Here is an 18,684-nt window from a genome sequence, read left to right as displayed (position 1 = left end):
CCAGAGTCTTAAGTCGGATATATAGAGGCGTGACTTAGAACTTACGAATAAAGCTTGCGACTTAGGACTTCACAAATGAAGATATGGTGAAAAATAAAACGCATTGACAGTCAAAACTTTTTAACGCGTGTTCATAACTCATTAATAATTTGTTGCTTCAATTTTAACATTTAAATTTGCCCGATGCAATTTACCGCTCATGATATAAGTTTACTGCTCAACGGAACTGTTGAAGGCGATTCTTCGGCAACTGTTAGTCAGCTTGCCAAGATAGAGGAAGCCGGCGCAGGCAGTCTTTCTTTTTTGGCCAACCCTAAGTATGAGCAATTTTTGTACACCACCAATGCCTCCATTGTTATCGTTAATAACGATCAGCAATTAACAGGCCCGGTAAAGGCTACGCTCATCAGGGTTGAGAACGCTTATAGCTCATTCACCGTTCTGCTTGAAAAGTATAATACTTTCAGGCTTGATAAAAAAGGTATTGAGCAACCAAGCTTTATCCATCCAACCGCGCAGGTTGGGGCAGGGGCATACATCGGCGCTTTTGCTTATATCGGCCAAAATGCAACCATCGGCGACAATTGCAAGATCTATCCTAACGTTAACGTCGGCGATAATGTAACCCTTGGCAATAATGTAACCCTGTTTGCAGGCGCTACAGTTTATTTTGACTGTGTAATAGGCAACAATGTAATTGTACACTCAGGGGCCGTAATTGGCAGCGATGGCTTTGGCTTCGCACCTAATCCGGATGGTACTTATACTAAAATTGCACAGATTGGCAATGTAATTTTGGAAGATGATGTTGAAGTGGGTTCAAACACCACTATAGACAGGGCAACCATGGGCTCAACCATAATACGCAAAGGTGCTAAAATTGATAACCTGATCCAGATAGCGCACAATGTTGAAATTGGCGCAAATACCGTAATTGCAGCGCAATCCGGCATATCGGGCAGTACCAAAATTGGCGAAAGAGTTGTTATAGGCGGGCAGGTAGGTTTTGCAGGGCATCTAAACATAGCCAATGGGTCGCAGTTTTCGGCTCAGACTGGCGTAAACGGCTCTGTTACAGAAGAAGGCAAGGCATGGGGAGGTTCTCCATATATGCCATATAAAGACTACCTTCGTGCCCATGCTAAGCTGCGAAAGCTGCCAGAGCTTGACCGTAAGGTTTATGAGCTTGAAAAATTGATTGAAGAACTACGTAAAGGCAAGGCGAGCGAATAGCCTTAGCCTGTAATTTTAAATATGAACGTTAAACAAAGAACTATTAAAGCGCCGGTTTCGGTATCAGGAACAGGCTTGCACACCGGACAAAGCGTTACTATGACCTTTAATCCTGCCCCTGAAAACCACGGTTATAAATTCAGGAGGGTTGATATCCCCGGTGCTCCAATTATTGATGCCGATGTTGATAACGTAAGCGATACATCCCGCGGAACATCTATCAGCCAAAACGGTGCTACTGTAAATACTGTTGAACACGTACTGGCCGCTTTGGTTGGACTTGAAATTGATAACGTACTGATTGACCTTGATGGCCCGGAAACACCGATCATGGATGGCAGCTCGATTCAGTTTGTTGACGTAATTACCGAAACAGGCCTTGTTGAGCAGGAAGCCGATCGTGAATACTATCACATCCCATATAACATTCACTATTCTGAAACCGACCGTAAGGTGGAAATGGTAGCTATGCCATTAGATGATTACCGCTTTACCTGTATGGTTGATTATAACTCGCAGGTGCTGGGAAGCCAGCATGCCAGCATTTCAACCATCAGCGAGTTCAAAAAAGAGATTGCCTCTTGCCGTACCTTCTGCTTTTTGCATGAACTGGAAATGCTGTTAAAGCACGACCTGATCAAAGGCGGTGACTTGAACAACGCCATTGTGGTTGTTGATAAGGATGTTGACGAAGAAGAACTTAATCACCTGGCAAAACTGTTTAACCGCAAGGATATCAGCGTTGCCCCGCAAGGTATTTTAAATAACATTGAACTTCGCCATCAAAATGAGCCGGCACGCCACAAGCTGCTGGATATGATTGGCGATCTGGCATTGGTTGGTGTTCCGCTTAAAGGCCATATCATGGCTGCAAGGCCGGGCCACGCGGCTAACGTAGCTTTCGCTAAAAAGATTAAAGCTTTAATCAAGAAAGAAAAAAGCCGCAAGCAGGTTAAAACTTATGATCTGAATGCCAAACCTCTTTTTGATACCGTTGATATTATGGGGATGCTGCCTCACCGCCAGCCGTTCCTGATGATCGACAAGATTCTGGAGCTTACCAAAAACCACGTTGTTGGCTGTAAAAACGTAACCATTAACGAAGAATTTTTCAAAGGGCACTTTCCAGGCGCACCAATTTTTCCGGGCGTACTGCAAATTGAAGGCATGGTTCAAACCGGCGGCATCCTGGTGTTAAATACCGTTCCCGATCCGCAAAATTACCTTACCCTGTTCCTGAAAATTGAGAACGCGCGCTTTAAAAGCAAGGTTGTACCCGGCGATACCATTATTTACATATGTGATCTTACAGCCCCAATCCGCCGTGGTATAGCTACCATGAAAGGCGTTGGTATGGTAGGCGACCGCGTTGTTGTTGAGGCCGAACTGATGGCTCAAATTGTTAAAGTAAAAGAAACAGAAGCATGATCCAGCCATTAGCATATATCCACCCACAGGCCAAAATTGCCGACAATGTGGTAATTGAACCCTTCGTTACCATCCACAAGGATGTTGAAATTGGCGAAGGTACCTGGATCGGCTCCAACTCCGTAATTATGGACGGCGCCCGGATAGGTAAAAACTGCCGTATCTTCCCCGGCGCGGTAGTATCTGCCCCGCCACAGGATTTAAAATACAAAGGCGAGCAAAGCACCGTAACCATAGGCGATAACACCACCATTCGTGAGTGTGTTACCCTTAACCGCGGTACCGCGCTTGATAAAAATACCACCACCATTGGTAGCAACTGCTTGCTGATGGCGTATGTACACGTAGCACACGATTGTGTTATTGGCGATAATGTTATTGTTGCCAACGCGGTACAGTTGGCCGGTCACATTACAGTTTATGATTATGCCTTCATCGGTGGTTCATCTGCCGTACACCAGTTTGTTGAAATTGGCGCGCACAGTATGATCTCAGGTGGTTCATTGGTACGTAAAGATGTGCCTCCGTATACCAAGGCTGGTCGCGAGCCATTATCATATGTAGGGATTAACTCCGTGGGCTTACGCCGCAGGGGCTTTTCGGCAGCTACAATTGCCGAAATCCAGGAGATCTACCGGATCATATTCCTTAAAAAATACAACGTAACCAAAGCGCTTGATATCATCGAGGCTGAGTTTACCCCAAGCGTGGAACGCGATGAGATCATCAACTTCCTGCAAAACTCGCAACGCGGTATCATGAAAGGTTTTGGGAATACCTAAATGGTTGATGGGTTATAGTTCATGGCACATAGCCGGATGCTTGTCCGCTTTATATATGACCATGAACTATAATTCCAAAACAGGATTCAACCATAAGCTATAAACAGGTTCTTCGGCTATGAACTATGAACCATCAACCATAAGCTCCCTATGATCATCACCCTCCAAAACATCGGCCGCCGCTTTAACCGCGACTGGATTTTCAAAGGGGTGGATTATACTTTTACCTCCGGCGAGTCTTATGCCATCCTTGGGCCCAATGGCTCCGGGAAATCAACTTTATTACAGGTTCTAAACGGCAGCCTGTCGCCTTCTATTGGCCAGATTGATTTTACCAACGATGGCAAAGCGGTTGAGATAGATACTGTATTTACCCATTTAAGCCTTGCTGCCCCTTATCTGGAGCTTATTGAAGAGTTTACCATGAGCGAGATGGTTGACTTTCATTTCAGGTTTAAAAGCTTTAAACAAGGCATGGATAAAGCGCAATTGATCGAACTGCTCAATCTGCCTAAAAGCACCAATAAGCTTATCAAATACTTTTCATCGGGTATGAAACAGCGCCTTAAGCTTGCACTCGCTTTTTGTGCCGATACCCCCATGCTCATGCTTGATGAGCCAACCTCCAACCTGGATACCCAGGGTGTCGACTGGTATTTAAACCTCGTACAACAATTTGCCGCCGGCCGCCTTACCATAGTATGCTCCAACCAGGAACATGAGTACAGCTTCTGTAATCACAAGCTAAGTATTGTGGATTATAAGGTTTAGCTTTTAGTGAATGGTTGATTGGGTTGATTAGGTGAGTGGTTTGAGCTGTGTATGTCTTAATTACGAGGCTCCTACGGAGCCAACAAACGCCTCTCGCTTAGCTACAAACACGATACTCCTCCGGAGTTTAATTTTACCCGATATTACACCCCATAGGGGTGTCGTGTTTATAGTAATCTATCCATAAATAAAACAGCTCCATAGGAGTTCCGTATACACGCCAGAAACAATTTATCATGATTTAAAGGCATTCTAATAAATAGAAGAATCCTTAATTCGATAAATTTCAGTTCAAAAACCGTTTTTTCAGGCCCGCTAACAACTCTTCAATAAATCGCCTATTCCTCATCAAAACAGTAAACCACTCACCTAATCAACCCAATCAACCACTCACTAAACCACTAACTACTTGTTTCTTTGCGCTTAAGTAACTAAGTTTGCGCCTCAATATTATTTTATGGCTAAGGCATCAGATGTTAAAAATGGAAATGTACTTCGCTTCAATGGCGAATTAGTTCAGGTAGAAGAGTTTTTACACCGTACCCCGGGCAACTTACGCGCGTTTTACCAGGCCCGCATGCGCAACGTTAAATCAGGTAAATTGGTTGAATACCGTTTCCGTACAGATGAAGAGGTTGACATAGCCCGCGTTGAAACCAACGATTATCAGTATTTATATGACGAAGGTGATTCATTAGTAGTAATGGACAACGTTACCTACGATCAGCATAACGTGCCAAAAGCATTATTTGGCCCGGCAGTTAAATTTTTAAAAGAAGGAATGAACGTAATTGTTGCCTTTGAAAGCGAAGAGCCTATCATGGGTTCAATCCCAGGTTCTGCGGAATTGGAAATTACTTATACAGAACCAGCCGTTAAAGGCGATACTTCAAGCGGTGCCATGAAAAACGCTACAGTTGAAACCGGCGCGGAGATCCGTGTACCATTGTTCATCAATATTGGCGATAAGGTTAAGGTAGATACCGCTACTGGCGCTTACGTTGAGCGCGTGAAAGGATAGCCCCCGGCCCCTAAAGGGGGAGTGATGGTTTTAATAAAAAGAGAAGGGGTTTCGCGTTGCGAAACCCCTTCTCTTTTTGCTCTTATGTCATTGCGAGCGATAGCGTGGCAATCCCGTAGCTGTGCTCAGCGGCTTTGCATGTCTCACAGGCATAACGACGAGATTGCCGCGTCGCCCGCAGTTCAGACCCTACTCCGCTCCTCGCAATGACATATAATAGTTAGTTATTAGTTCAGTTTCGCCACAATTTCGTCCGCGGTCAACTTCTCCTGCACGCCGCTGGTCATATCCTTAAACGTCAATAAGCCGGTTTGCATTTCATCGCCGCCGATAACTACCACATAAGGGATGTTTTTATTGTTGGCATATTCCATTTGCTTTTTGATTTTCGCGCCTGCCGGATAAAGCTCGGTATTGATATTATTGCGGCGAAGCGCCCGCAATAGAGATAAACTATAAAGTTCGCCTTCTTTATCGAAATTACATATAAGCACCTGGGTAGTCTGGTTACTGCCTGCAGGGAACAGGTTAAGCTCCTCCAGTACATCATAAATCCTGTCGGCACCGAAGGATATTCCCGCACCGGTAAGGCCTTTCAAACCAAACATGCCGGTAAGATCATCATAACGACCACCACCGCCGATGCTGCCCATGTTCACTTCGTTGGTTTTCACCTCGAAGATAGCGCCGGTATAATAGTTCAAACCACGGGCAAGCGTAATATCTAATTCAAGCTTGGCAGTTTGCAGCGGGCAACGCTCTATATAGCCAAAAACAGTTTCTATTTCATCGCAGCCTTTTAAACCAATCTCTGATTGTGCCAATGCATCACGCAGACTTGCCAGCTTTTCAGTGTTATTACCTTCAAGCAGGATTACAGGCTTCAATTTGTCGATATCGGCATCCGTAAAGCCTTTTTCAAGCAGCTCCTTGATCACACCATCAAGGCCTATCTTGTCCAGCTTATCAATAGCTACAGTCAAATCAATAATATTATCAGCTTTGTCTATAACCTGAGCTATTCCGGATAGTATTTTTCTATTATTGATCTTAATGCTGAAATCCTTAAGGCCAAGATTGGTTAAAGCCTCGTCATAGATCATAATAAACTCGGCTTCGTTCAACAGTGAGTCGGAACCAACCACATCCGCATCGCACTGATAAAACTCGCGGTAACGGCCGCGCTGAGGCCTGTCGGCACGCCAAACCGGCTGCACCTGGAAACGTTTAAACGGAAAGGTGATCTCGTTCTGGTGTTGTACTACATAACGCGCGAAGGGCACGGTAAGGTCGTAGCGCAGGGCTTTTTCAGAAATCGCGACCGCAACAGAATTTGAGTTACGCTCAATAAGTTTTTGCTCATCAACTTTGGCAAGATAATCACCACTGTTAAGCACTTTAAATATCAGCTTATCCCCCTCTTCCCCATATTTTCCCATTAAGGTTGATGAATTTTCCATCGTCGGTGTTTCTATCTGCTGATAGCCGTATTTGCGGAAAACAGATTTAATAGTATCAAAAATATAATTGCGTTTCACCATTTCGGCCGGTGAAAAATCGCGGGTGCCTTTGGGTACGGATGGTTTAATGGATGCCATGCCGCAAATGTACAAAAAAGAGGGTTATGCGTGTTGGGATGAGCGGGGTTGCGTAATGTGTTACCTGACCTGAGGGCCACAAGCCACAGGCTTGCGGCAGCGATTAAAAAGTTATGTCATTGCGAGGAGGGACGACGAAGCAATCTCGTAGCTATGCAGATCGGTCATGCATTGGCTACGAGATTGCCACGCTGCGCTCGCAATGACAGGGTTGTTATTTGTTTTTCCAGATAACTTTACTCTTTCCAACACTTGTAAGCTGGAACCGAGCAGCGGCGACGATTTAAAACAAAAAAAGAGGGTTCGAAAACGAACCCTCTTTTTTGTAATCCTATTCAATGATGAGCGATAATCCTACCGCTTATGCGCGTTAAAAGTCAAGCTACTTGCAAAGCCAATGGTAACATAACCATAGCTGTCTTCAAAAAACTGGTTATAATCGTCCTGACCACGATAGCCGCCGCCAATCATGAGGGCAGCATCGGGCATAAACGGAAACTGGTAGTAATATTTCAGGCTCACGTTTAAACGTTTTTTGAAATCAAAGCTCGAGTAATTATCATACTTATCGGCAATATAAGTGAAGTCGAACCGGATCCGCTGCCAGTTTTGATAGATCTTTTTGCTTTTATCTGTAGGGTCTTCATAGGCCTTGGCAAAGTTGTACATACGGCTGCCGTTGATGCGGATAAAACCGTAATGATCTTTCAATCCTTCAGACAATCCCAGGTTAAACAAACCGGCATGAACCTCTAAACCCAGGTTATCGTAACGGTTAATGATCAGGTCTTTTTTGTCGAAGCGCTTACCGCTATAATAAGTTAAAGTATAAAAGTTGGTAGTGAACTTCCCACTATCGCGGTTAAAGCTGCCATCAGGGTTAAGCGATGGGCCGCGTACCCCGTTTGAGTGGTGCGAGTAACCAAACGAGAAGAATTTTGGATTGTAGGTATCCTCGTTCACCCTGAAATACAGGGTAGCGCCCGGCATAAAGCTTGGCGATTTTACCGGCGCACCTTGCGAGGCCAGCAAACGGATTTTCACCCTTGCCGTAAACACGAAGAAGAAACGTGATTTTGGCGTACTGAATAAAACAAAGTTCGGCGCCAGATCGGCAGTGAGCTGTGTTTTTATCTTGTTAAAGTAATCGTTGCCACCTTCGGATACACGCAGGTTTTGCTCATAAATATGATCGAAAGCCTGGTTAATCAAGCGCTTTTTCATCAGCGTGCTATCGGCCAATGAGTCTGCCGGGGCAGGGGTGTTAATGCCGGCAATGGCCTTTGAGTTATCAACTGCGATAAAAATGAGCAGCGCACAAATTGCTTTTAACGCAAACGTAAAATTAGGACGGAGTGTTAAAGCGGACTTCTTAAAATCCGGTTTTATAAAATAAAAATTGATCAATGTAGTAAGTATTGTTTTACCGATAATGCCTGGATTATAGCTGCTTATGGTTAACCCTATGTGTTAACATACGGTTAAGAATAACGGCGCAATATTACTTATTATAAGTTTTTGTACAATCAGGGATATGTCAGGGCTAAGTAAATGTATCTGCAGTTTGTTTCTTATGACATTTGCCGGAAATTATACACGTTTGTTGGCTGTTTATATCGTTAAACGAATATTGTAACCAAGCTTTTACCTCTGTTTTCGCCGGCTTATACTTTATTTTTGCGATAATCGTTTTAGCATTAAAAAAAAGCCAATATATTTATCGCAACCTAAAAAATGTTCGCTTAATTTGTAATTAAAACGTTTTATCAAAATATAGTTCTTAAACAGTTTTAAACTTTTTAAGTCACATACCTTGTACAGAGCAAATACTATGAAACCAACAGGAGCCGCTTCAACCAACCAAAGCTATTTACATGGCGGTTCCGATACTATAAAAAACAATTATAACTTATGAAAAAGATCATGCTTGGCCTTATGGCCATCCCTGCCTTTTGCCTGTCGGTATCGGCACAGACCAAACTTTTCGACGGGAAAACCACCAAAGGCTGGCACACCTATTTAAAAAAAGAAGTAGTAGGCTGGAAAGTTGTTGACGGCGCTTTACAACTCGATCCGAAAGCAGCAGAAGGTCATGGTGACTTGGTTACCGACGGCGAATACGAAAACTATGAGCTTACCTTAGAGTGGAACATCAGCAAAGAAGGTAACAGCGGTATCATTTTCGGTGTGCATGAAGATCCTCAATTTGGCGCAACCTACCTAACCGGTATGGAAATGCAGGTATTGGATAATAAAGATGCCGAGGACAATAAAAAAGCAAACCACCTTGCGGGCTCATTATACGATATGATTGCCCCATCAAAAGATGTATGCAAACCTGCCGGCGAATGGAACAAAGTAAAGCTGCGTAAAAAAGATGGCCAGCTTACTTTCTGGCTTAACGGCACCCAGATTGTTGACGTGAAAATGGGTAGCGAGGAGTGGAACAAAGCATTGGCAGATAGCAAATTCAAAAACTGGAAGGGTTTTGCTCAATATCCTAAAGGCCACATCGCTTTACAGGATCATGGTCACCTGGTTAGTTACCGTAACATTAAACTTAAAGAGCTTTAATATTTTTCATGAACAGGGTACGTTTATAGCGCCCTGTTCATATATTTATACCTTAACTTAAATTGTGTTTAACATGCTATGGCATGTGTAATTTCCTCTCCATATAAGAATAGAAGGATACTTTGATATAATATGAGCGATCTGCAAATTAAAAAATCATCAGCCACCTATGACGTGGTGATTGTTGGTTCGGGTGCCGGTGGGGGTATGGCCGGTTACGTTTTGGCCAATGCCGGTATAAAAGTTTTAATGCTTGAGGCCGGTGCCTATTTTGACCCTGCTAAAGATTCACAACAGTTAAAATGGCCGTGGGAATCACCACGCCGCGGTGCGGGCACAACCCGTCCGTTCGGCGATTTTGACGCGGCCTTCGGTGGCTGGCAAATTGATGGTGAGCCTTACACCACTAAAGATAAAACCGAGTTTTTCTGGTTCCGCTCGCGTATGCTGGGCGGCCGTACCAATCACTGGGGCCGTATCTCTTTAAGGATGGGCCCGCGCGATTTCCAGGCCAAAGACGGACTTACCGACGATTGGCCAATCACCTATGACGATGTAAAACCTTATTATGATAAGGTTGACCGCATGATTGGTGTTTACGGTACCAAAGAAGGTTTGGAAAACGAGCCGGATGGTATTTTCTTACCTCCGCCAAAACCAAGACTTAACGAGCTGTACATTGTACAGGGTGCTCAAAAAGCAGGCGTTAAAATTATTCCGGGCCGTGGTTCGGTTTTAACAGAAGCTTTACCGGGCAATAAAGATCGTGGCGCCTGTTTCTTCTGCGGCCAGTGCGGTCGTAGCTGTAAGGTTTATGGCGATTTCTCGGCTTCTTCTTGCCTGGTTATCCCGGCTATTAAAACCGGCAACTTAAAAGTGATCACTAATGCCATGGTGCGTGAGGTGATAACCAATGCCGAAGGTTTAGCCGTTGGTGTATCATACATTAATAAAGAAGATTTACAAGAGTACCAGGTTAACGCCAAAACGGTTATCCTCGGTGCAAGTGCCGGCGAATCTGCCAGGATCCTGCTTAACTCAAAATCAGCTCAGCACCCGGGCGGTTTAGCTAACAGCAGCGGTGTTGTTGGCCGTTACCTGCATGACTCAACCGGTTCAAGCGCGGGCGGTTTCCTTCCGCAACTGGTAGACCGTAAACGTTATAACGAAGATGGTGTTGGTAGTGTGCATATCTACTCACCATGGTGGCTGGATAATAAAAAACTGGACTTCCCTCGTGGTTACCATATTGAATACGGCGGTGGTTTACACATGCCATCATACGGTTTCAGCGGTGGTATCCAAAACATGAACGGCGTAGTGCCCGGTCGCGATGGTAAAATGAAAGATGGCGGTGGCTATGGCGCATCATTGAAAGACGATTATCGTCGTTTTTATGGTACCCAGTTTGGCATGGCCGGTCGTGGTACTGCCATAGCCCGTTATGATAACTATTGCGAAATTGATCCTAACGTAGTTGATAAATACGGTATCCCGGTATTGCGTTTCCATTATAAATGGGCTCCTGAAGAAATTAAACAGGCCAAACATATGCAGGAAACCTTCCAGGAGATCATGCACAATATGGGTGGTGCCATTTATGGTCCGCCGCAAGGTCCGGAAACCAATTACGGTTTGGAAGCACCAGGTAAGATCATCCACGAAGTAGGTACTATCCGTATGGGTAACGATCCTAAAAAATCGGCCCTTAACAAATGGTGCCAGGCCCATGATTGTAAAAACCTGTTTGTAGTTGATGCTGCTCCGTTTGTTCAACAGGGCGATAAAAACGCTACATGGACAATCCTTGCGTTATCAATGCGTACAGCAGAATACATTATTCAGGAAAGAAAAAAATTAAACGTTTAACAAGCACATCCATAAAATATCATGAACAGACGTGATTCCCTTAAAGCATTAGGCTTTACCACACTTTCGGCAGGATTATTACTGGAGGCCTGTAAAACCGATACTAAAAAAGGCGCGGAAGAAACAACCACGGCTGCTGCAGGTGACGAAACCGGTCGCCAGCCGTTTGAGGTTGAGCGCGACAAAAAACTGCATGCCGATAAATTTTTCACCGCGGCAGAAATGGCCACCATCACCGTACTTGCCGACATTATTATCCCTAAAGATGACAAATCAGGCAGTGCCTCCGATGCTAAGGTTCCTGATTTTATCGAGTTTATCGTAAAAGATATTCCGGACCATCAAACACCAATGCGCGGTGGCCTGCGCTGGCTTGACTTGCAGTGTCTTAACCGCTTTGGCAAACCATTTACCGATTGCACTAAAGATCAGCAGATCCAGTTGGTTGATATGATCGCTTACCCAGCTAAAGCCAAGCCAGAAATGGCCCAGGGTGTTGCTTTCTTTAACCGCATGCGTGATCTTACCGCCTCCGGCTTTTTCACCAGCGAAATTGGTGTAAAAGATATTGGCTATGCAGGTAACCAGCCCGGCAAATGGACAGGTGTTCCTGATGATATCCTGAAACATTACGGTATGGAGAACGTGAAGGCTTCGGCTTCGATGTAGGCCACCACTCGCTTCAATAATGTCATTGCGAGGAGGAACGACGAAGCAATCGCATGCTATACAGGGCGGCTATGCTTCCGTGCGATTGCCACGCTTCGCTCGCAATGACATGTGATAAACAAATAAAAAGGGGCTTGAAGCCCCTTTTTATTTTAACGCCCAGGCCGCAACGCCAAAAGCAGGCAAAGTAACCGCCAGTTTTCTATCTTTCAGCGCCGGTTTAACATCACCAATAATACCAACCGGATTCCCACCGGCATCAATGTTTGCCCCGGTTTCTTTATCCGACAGATTTATGGCCACCAATATGGTTTGCCTGGCGTCCCTTCTCATAAAAGTAAAAACATGATCGTTATCATTACCGATAGTTTTATAACTGCCGTCAACAAGGGCGGGGTTTGCTTTGCGAATGGCGATCATCTTTTTATAGTAATGCCATAACGAATTAGGATCCTGCTGTTCTTCCTCTAAAGAGATACCATCGTTCGGTTTATCGCCATTGAACTGATCTTTCCAGGGGCCTGTTTGCTTATACCATAGCGCCATGCCTTTGCCGGTATCGCTTTTATACCATTCAAATGCTTGCCTGTCGGGAATTTCATTGGCATCAGTAGCGCCAAAATTTGCCGAAGTACCGGTCATCCCCAATTCCTGTCCATAATAAATGGTAGGGATGCCGCCCATCAGCAGGTTAAAAGCACAGCCCACCTTCATCTTTGTCAAATCTCCCTTCACTGCATAGCTAAAGCGGGGAACGTCATGATTTTCGATAAAAACCACCTGCTGTTTGCCGGGTGGCAGCATAGCCAGCGTTGAATCGGCATTGGCTAAAAGCAGCTTTTTATCAAACGACCGGATAGCGAAGCACAAACGCAGCCCAAACACCCGATCAACACCGCCATGTTCCAGATATTCGTTACCCAGGCTAAACCAATTAGCCTGTTCGGCAACTATTTTTATTTTAGGGTTGATGGCCCTTAATTGAGCTAACATCGGGTTCCAAAACGTATCAAACAGGTGGGGAAGGCGACCTTTATTATCCAGATCGTCCATCATATGATCAAGCCGGAAACCATCCACACCATCATCAAATTTGCCATCGCCGTTAGGATCAATCCAGTAGCTGAACAGTTTAAGATTATAAGCTTTTGAGGCGTCGCTGTTGAGATTAGCAGTGGTTATTTTGCGCGTTATGCCGTCGTAACCTTTGAGCCCGGTGAGGTTATATACTATGGTCGATGGCTTTTGATTGTCCTTATCATCCCATAAAATATAGTCGCTATACGGCGATTGGGGATTCCCGAAAGCTTCCTTCCACCATCGGGAATCTTCAGTCACATACTGGGTTTCCATGTCCATATAAAACTTCATTCCACGGCGATGCAATTCTTTAATCAGCTTAAGATAATCAGCAAGGGTACCGTACTTTGGATCGATCTTTTCAAAATCGATAGCGAAATAATTATGATAAAATGCCGATTCATACAGCGGGGTTAACAAGATAGAGGTCACCCCGAGGTCCTGCAAATAATCCAACTTTTGCCGGATGCCATTCAGGTCGCCATGATAATCGCCATTGCTGTCATAAAAACTTCGCTGAAATATATGATAAATGATTTCATCGTTGCTTGCCGCTTTAGGCTTTGCGCTAATTGTCGTGAAAATTAACCCAAACAACAAACAGCTGAGGATAAATTGCCTGTTTAGTTTCATAAAAGTTACAATCGGTTTTTAAAGTAACATAAAGCCCTGATAATTAACAATTACTATAAGTGAGAAAAAGTGGCTTATTTTATCCCTCGCTGTGTCAAACAAGCGGCAAAATTACTCAAAAACAAAGTCCTGGATAAAATAAGCCACTTTTTGGACAATTTGCTAAAGTTTTAAAACCAAGTGTTAGTATATTTTTGTTTTATAAGTTAAGCATATTTCGGCTACGCCGGTATGCTGCTTTAATGACACCTATATTGTTAAGCGGGGCCAATGAAACAACCTCAATATATATCACGATTATGGATATAACGTGCAAGGCTGCTATTGCCAATGGCAAAGGCGGGTTTTCGATACAGGATATTGTGGTGAACGAGCCCAAAGACGATGAAGTGCTGGTTAAAATAAAAGCCGCGGGGCTTTGCCATACCGATCATGATTCCCTTAATTGGGGTAAACAACTCATTATAGGCCATGAAGGTGCCGGCATTGTGGTTTCTGTCGGGAAAAATATTAGCAGTGTGTTACCCGGCGATAAGGTGATCCTGAACTGGGCTATGCATTGTGGCAAATGCTTTCAATGCCTGGAAGGCAATCAGCATTTGTGTGAAGTAGCCTCGCCGGTTGCAGCCGGCGGCAACGGCTACACTCCGGGCCATGCCGAACTTGAAGGCACCACATTAAACGGCGAACCCATTTTAAGATCATTCAACATTGGCACTATAGCCGAATATACCCTGGTAAAAGAATCGGCGGTGGTAAAAAACACGTCCGAGAGTATGTCGTTCCCGGCGGCGAGTATTATCAGTTGCGGGGTAATGACGGGTTATGGCTCTGTTATAAATGCCGCTAAACTAAAAAAAGGCTCATCGGCCGTAGTGCTGGGCACCGGCGGCGTGGGCCTTAATGTGATACAAGGCGCAAAGGTTGCAGGCGCAGGAAAGATCATCGCCGTTGATATTAACCCAGCACGGCTTGAAATGGCTGTTAAATTTGGCGCCACGCACACTGTTCTGGCCTCAAAAGATGATACCGGCCTACTTAATGCAGCGCAGGAAGTAAAAAAACTTACTGATGGCCGCGGTGCCGATTATGCTTTTGAATGTACCGCCATCCCCGAGTTAGGAGCGGCGCCTTTAGCTATGGTTCGCAACGCGGGCACTGCCGTGCAAGTAAGCGGCATTGAACAGGACATTACTATTGATATGCGCCTTTTTGAGTGGGATAAAATTTATATCAATCCGCTTTATGGCAAATGCCGCCCGCAAATTGATTTTCCGGATATAGTACAACACTATACCAGCGGGCACTTATTACTTGAAGAAATGATTACACGTACATACCCTATTAACGAACTTGATAAGGCTTTTGACGACATGCTGAAGGGCAGGAACGCCAAAGGTGTTATCGTTTTCGACTGAACAAGCTCATGCCATTTAAAACCACAGAAATTTCCAACCCGCAATATGAAAGCAATCATCTACGGTTTATAACTGTAAAAACCCCAAACCTGAAGGGCAGGGGAGATATTTGCGTATATGTTCCGCCAGGGAACAATAAAAATGAAGTACTGCCCATTGTGATATTATTGCATGGTGTATACGGGAGTGCCTGGAGCTGGGCCATGAGTGCCGGCGTTCATTTAACCACCAACGAACTCATTAAAAAAGGCGAACTGCCAAAAATGATCCTCGCCATGCCGTCAGACGGGCTTTGGGGCGATGGCTCTGGATACTTACCGCACAGCGGCTTCAATTTTGAGCAATGGATTGCCGATGATGTGCCTACAGCAATAATGGAAAACATTCCCGGCGCAACACCAAATTCGCCTTTGTTTATTGCAGGCCTATCTATGGGGGGCTTCGGCGCTTTAAGGATAGGTGCAAAATACGGGTATAAGTTTAAAGCTATTTCGGGCCTTTCATCTATAACAAGCCTGCCGCAGATCAAACTTTTTGCCGGAGAGCCATTGAAAACCTACGCGCAGGATATCATAGCCGACGAAGACGTATTTGCAACATTTAAAAAGTACAGGGACCAGCTGCCTCCTGTGAGGTTTGATTGCGGAACCAATGACCTGCTCATCAATTACAACCGCGACCTGCATAAAAAGCTGACCAAGGAAAAGATAGAGCATATTTATGAAGAAAATACGGGCGGGCATGAATGGTTGTACTGGGCAAAGCATATTATATCAACCCTTAAGTTTTTTGCGGGCAAGCTGTAAGCGAGGCCTTTAATATAAACTAACAGTTGTATCATAATATGCGAATATCATTATTTTGTCAGATTTGATTAGTCGAACATACCATTATCACTATTAGTAACGTTTACCTACTTTGTAGGTTAACACCTGCAAATAGTGATAAGGTTTAGGTTTAAAGCCCCCAAGCAGCGAGTGCAAGGGGGCTTTTATTTTTACAGCTCCATTTCTCTGCCCATATGTATTGATCTTTTCTTCTATTTTAGTTTTTTGTTTGATATTGAAAATGGACGATCTGAAGAAAGAATTACATCAACTATGTGTTAATCATGTACGCAAAATTATGGAGGCCGCAGAGCTTGCCATAGCCGACGCGCAAAAGGCATCAACCGATGATACCAAAAGCAGTGCAGGCGATAAATACGAAACCGGGCGCGAAATGATGCAACAGGAAACCAACCGTAATATGGCCCAGCTTAATGAAGCCAACAAGCTGTTGGTTGCCTTAAACCGCATTCCAACTACCGGTATATCAACACATGCCGAACCTGGCAGTGTGATAATTACCAACAGCGGCAATTTTTACCTGGCCATAAGCGCGGGCAGTTTAGCGCACGAAGGCAAAACCTATTTCGCGGTATCACCGGCATCGCCGGTGGGTAATATGCTTAACGGTAAAAAAGCAGGGGATGAGTTTACACTGAACGGAAAGCCCTATAAAATAGCGTCAGTTGCTTAATTTTTGCCGTCTGTTATGTCCGAAAAATAATTTTTTTGTTACGTTAATATTAAAAAAATATGGTTGCACGTGTTTTCCATATTTATTTTACAAAAACACCTTGTTTTTAAAACAAAATGTATATCCCTTTGTAATAATGGGTTGCCTAATGCCAATTAGGCGCTCAAAACCTGAAAAAAAATAATTTTTTTTAAAATAAAAGCACTCATTCACATAAACATGCAGTAATCATCAAATATCTATTACTATATTTGATGTTAACAAAACGTGGGTAATTAACAAGCATGCCCATTAAAAACTAAATATTAATGAACATATTCGTAGGAAGTCTTCCTTTTTCTTTAGGGGAAGCCGATTTAAAACAGCTTTTCGAAGCTTATGGTGAAGTTAACTCAGTAAAAATTATTATTGACAGGGAATCAGGAAGAAGCAAAGGGTTCGGATTCATTGAAATGGCAGATGATGAGGCAGCACAACAAGCTATAAGCGGCCTAAACGGTTCTGAAGTTAAAGGAAGGTCAATTGCAGTAAGCCAGGCAGAAGAGAAAAAACCAGGCGGTGATCGCAGAAGCAGCGGTGGCGGCTACGGCGGTGGTAACCGTGGTGGCGGTGGTTATGGTGGTGGCAACCGCGGCGGCGGTGGCGGCGGCTATTCAAGAGACAATCGTGGCGGCGGCGGCAAAAGCTGGTAAAAAATATAACCTAAATTAAAATACCGGGTTCCTTTGATCCGGTATTTTAATTTAGATAATGCACTGTAAATCTACCTTTCCGGAAAACAATTTATTTAAGGATATTTTGCCTTACGCAATTTTCTATGTCCTGAATTTTCCAAACAGTTAGATTTTTATTATTGTATTTTTTGTGGCAGCCTTACTTCAAATACGGCTCCCTGGCCATGCTTTGAGTAAATATTTAAGGATCCTTTAAGCGTTTCAATAAGGTGTTTTACCAAAGCCAGTCCGAAGCCAAATCCGGCTTCGCCGGTTGTTCCTGTTGTTGAGGCGGCATTGCCTTTCAATATTTTCTCGATACCTTTTTCGTCAATGCCAACCCCATTGTCTTTAACCAGGACCTGTAATATGCTGATATGATCGTTTACCTCAAGGCTCAGATCAACATCAACAGCGCCACCGGCAGGGGTAAATTTTATGGCATTTGAGATCAGGTTGCCGGCTATTTGCAGCAGTTTATTACGGGCAATGGGTATCTGTTCCGACTCGGACGAAGTTTTAACTGTAAGCAAAATGTTTTTGTTGCGAGCTTGTGGGATAAACAACCGCTCAATCTTATCCTTAAAAACAAGCAGATTGAAATCGGATCCTTTGGATATGGGTTTGTGATCTTTTTTATCGGCACTTAAAATCTCATCTGCAAGCTCCAGTATTGATCGACCGCTTTTATGGATCAGGTTGATAAACTCCAACACTTCTTCTATCTGGTTTGCCTCGCCCTGCTCGCTGATCAGTTGCGCCAGGCCGATAATGCCGCTTAACGGCCCGCGGATATCATGGGCAACCTTTTTTTGTGCTTCGTTAGCTTCAGAAAGCTTGTTTTTTAACTTGCCTATTACTTTCAGGTCTTTTAACCGGTTAACTATTTCATCGGCAATGATCTTTAAAAGCTCAACCTTTTCGGGGGAGAGTTCCTTAACGTTTTTATCGAGCACACATAAAGCGCCGATATTGTGATCATCGCTCGTTTTTAACGGAATCCCGTAATAATACCTCAGTTTGGGCTCATCCGTAACGTAAAATTTATTCTTGAACCGCTCATCCCTTTGCAGGTCTTCCACCTCAAAATATTCGCCGTTGATGATGGTATACTGGCAAACCGAGTCTTCACGCGGCATTTGTTCAATCTCGAGCCCATGGCCGCTGATACTCCATTGGGTGTACGAATCAATCAGGTTTACTAACGAAATTTCGGTGCCGGCAACCTTGGCGGCCAGCTTGGCCAAATCCTTAAAACTGTCTTTATGTTCGGCATAATCAAGATCAAATTCCGACAGGCTAAAAAGCCTTTCCATTTCATTATCAGGAATTGGCGGGACAGGCATATTATATAATATATTGGTTATTATTATA

16 protein-coding genes are annotated in these 18,684 nt (G+C 44.1%); 12 read left to right on the top strand and 4 right to left on the bottom strand.

Annotated features, from left to right (window positions below; translation table 11 throughout):
* The first annotated feature begins 183 nt into the window (after positions 1-183).
* From lpxD to efp, 5 genes are all read left to right on the top strand, one after another.
* On the top strand, positions 184-1,233 hold the full coding sequence (gene lpxD / locus DUL71_RS19635; protein ID WP_114939678.1) for a UDP-3-O-(3-hydroxymyristoyl)glucosamine N-acyltransferase: 1,050 nt from the start codon (positions 184-186) through the stop codon (positions 1,231-1,233).
* Positions 1,234-1,254: 21 nt separating this feature from the next.
* The gene (locus DUL71_RS19630; protein WP_208645603.1) at positions 1,255-2,661 is read left to right on the top strand and encodes a bifunctional UDP-3-O-[3-hydroxymyristoyl] N-acetylglucosamine deacetylase/3-hydroxyacyl-ACP dehydratase; all 1,407 of its coding nucleotides are present in this window, start codon (positions 1,255-1,257) and stop codon (positions 2,659-2,661) included.
* Positions 2,658-3,443, top strand: a complete 786-nt coding sequence (lpxA, locus tag DUL71_RS19625) for an acyl-ACP--UDP-N-acetylglucosamine O-acyltransferase (RefSeq protein ID WP_112572778.1) — start codon at positions 2,658-2,660, stop codon at positions 3,441-3,443. Before DUL71_RS19630 ends, lpxA begins: the two co-directional genes overlap by 4 nt.
* 150 nt (positions 3,444-3,593) lie before the next feature.
* Positions 3,594-4,214, top strand: a complete 621-nt coding sequence (locus tag DUL71_RS19620; protein ID WP_114939676.1) for an ABC transporter ATP-binding protein — start codon at positions 3,594-3,596, stop codon at positions 4,212-4,214.
* Between the two features lie 457 nt (positions 4,215-4,671).
* The gene (efp, locus tag DUL71_RS19615; RefSeq protein WP_112572781.1) at positions 4,672-5,235 is read left to right on the top strand and encodes an elongation factor P; all 564 of its coding nucleotides are present in this window, start codon (positions 4,672-4,674) and stop codon (positions 5,233-5,235) included.
* Positions 5,236-5,462: 227 nt separating this feature from the next.
* On the opposite strand, the gene hisS is transcribed toward efp, so the two are convergent.
* On the bottom strand, positions 5,463-6,833 hold the full coding sequence (gene hisS / locus DUL71_RS19610; RefSeq protein ID WP_114939675.1) for a histidine--tRNA ligase: 1,371 nt from the start codon (positions 6,831-6,833) through the stop codon (positions 5,463-5,465).
* Positions 6,834-7,187: 354 nt separating this feature from the next.
* The gene (locus DUL71_RS19605) at positions 7,188-8,240 is read right to left on the bottom strand and encodes a hypothetical protein (RefSeq protein WP_114939674.1); all 1,053 of its coding nucleotides are present in this window, start codon (positions 8,238-8,240) and stop codon (positions 7,188-7,190) included.
* Between the two features lie 504 nt (positions 8,241-8,744).
* On the opposite strand from DUL71_RS19605, the gene DUL71_RS19595 reads away from it, so the two are divergent.
* The 3 genes from DUL71_RS19595 to DUL71_RS19585 all read left to right on the top strand — a co-directional run bounded on the left by DUL71_RS19595 (position 8,745) and on the right by DUL71_RS19585 (position 11,945).
* Positions 8,745-9,407 (top strand): 3-keto-disaccharide hydrolase, encoded by a 663-nt coding sequence (locus DUL71_RS19595; RefSeq protein WP_208645602.1) that lies wholly within the window; start codon positions 8,745-8,747, stop codon positions 9,405-9,407.
* A gap of 132 nt (positions 9,408-9,539) precedes the next feature.
* Positions 9,540-11,276, top strand: a complete 1,737-nt coding sequence (locus DUL71_RS19590; protein ID WP_112572788.1) for a GMC family oxidoreductase — start codon at positions 9,540-9,542, stop codon at positions 11,274-11,276.
* A gap of 21 nt (positions 11,277-11,297) precedes the next feature.
* On the top strand, positions 11,298-11,945 hold the full coding sequence (locus DUL71_RS19585) for a gluconate 2-dehydrogenase subunit 3 family protein (protein ID WP_114939673.1): 648 nt from the start codon (positions 11,298-11,300) through the stop codon (positions 11,943-11,945).
* 147 nt (positions 11,946-12,092) lie between these two features.
* Here the strand turns inward: DUL71_RS19585 and DUL71_RS19580 are convergent, their stop codons facing one another.
* Positions 12,093-13,658, bottom strand: coding sequence for an alpha-amylase family glycosyl hydrolase (locus DUL71_RS19580; RefSeq protein WP_114939672.1), 1,566 nt, complete (start codon positions 13,656-13,658; stop codon positions 12,093-12,095).
* Between the two features lie 299 nt (positions 13,659-13,957).
* On the opposite strand from DUL71_RS19580, the gene DUL71_RS19575 reads away from it, so the two are divergent.
* From DUL71_RS19575 to DUL71_RS19560, 4 genes are all read left to right on the top strand, one after another.
* Positions 13,958-15,076 (top strand): Zn-dependent alcohol dehydrogenase, encoded by a 1,119-nt coding sequence (locus DUL71_RS19575; RefSeq protein ID WP_114939776.1) that lies wholly within the window; start codon positions 13,958-13,960, stop codon positions 15,074-15,076.
* Positions 15,077-15,084: 8 nt separating this feature from the next.
* Positions 15,085-15,882: an alpha/beta hydrolase gene (locus tag DUL71_RS19570; protein WP_114939671.1), complete on the top strand. Its 798-nt coding sequence runs from the start codon at positions 15,085-15,087 to the stop codon at positions 15,880-15,882.
* Between the two features lie 262 nt (positions 15,883-16,144).
* Positions 16,145-16,597 carry a 3-oxoacyl-ACP synthase gene (locus DUL71_RS19565; RefSeq protein WP_114939670.1) on the top strand — a complete coding sequence of 151 codons (453 nt, stop codon included), beginning with the start codon at positions 16,145-16,147 and terminating at the stop codon, positions 16,595-16,597.
* Between the two features lie 308 nt (positions 16,598-16,905).
* Positions 16,906-17,289, top strand: coding sequence for an RNA recognition motif domain-containing protein (locus tag DUL71_RS19560; protein WP_112572798.1), 384 nt, complete (start codon positions 16,906-16,908; stop codon positions 17,287-17,289).
* A 158-nt stretch (positions 17,290-17,447) separates the two neighbouring features.
* On the opposite strand, the gene DUL71_RS19555 is transcribed toward DUL71_RS19560, so the two are convergent.
* Positions 17,448-18,626, bottom strand: a complete 1,179-nt coding sequence (locus tag DUL71_RS19555; protein WP_208645601.1) for a GAF domain-containing sensor histidine kinase — start codon at positions 18,624-18,626, stop codon at positions 17,448-17,450.
* Positions 18,627-18,684: the final 58 nt, after the last annotated feature.

This window comes from Mucilaginibacter endophyticus, assembly GCF_003351025.1.
Classification (GTDB): Bacteria; Bacteroidota; Bacteroidia; order Sphingobacteriales; family Sphingobacteriaceae; genus Mucilaginibacter; species Mucilaginibacter endophyticus.
The sequence above is the reverse complement of the archived record's forward strand: the minus strand, read 5'-3'. Positions and strand labels throughout refer to the sequence as shown.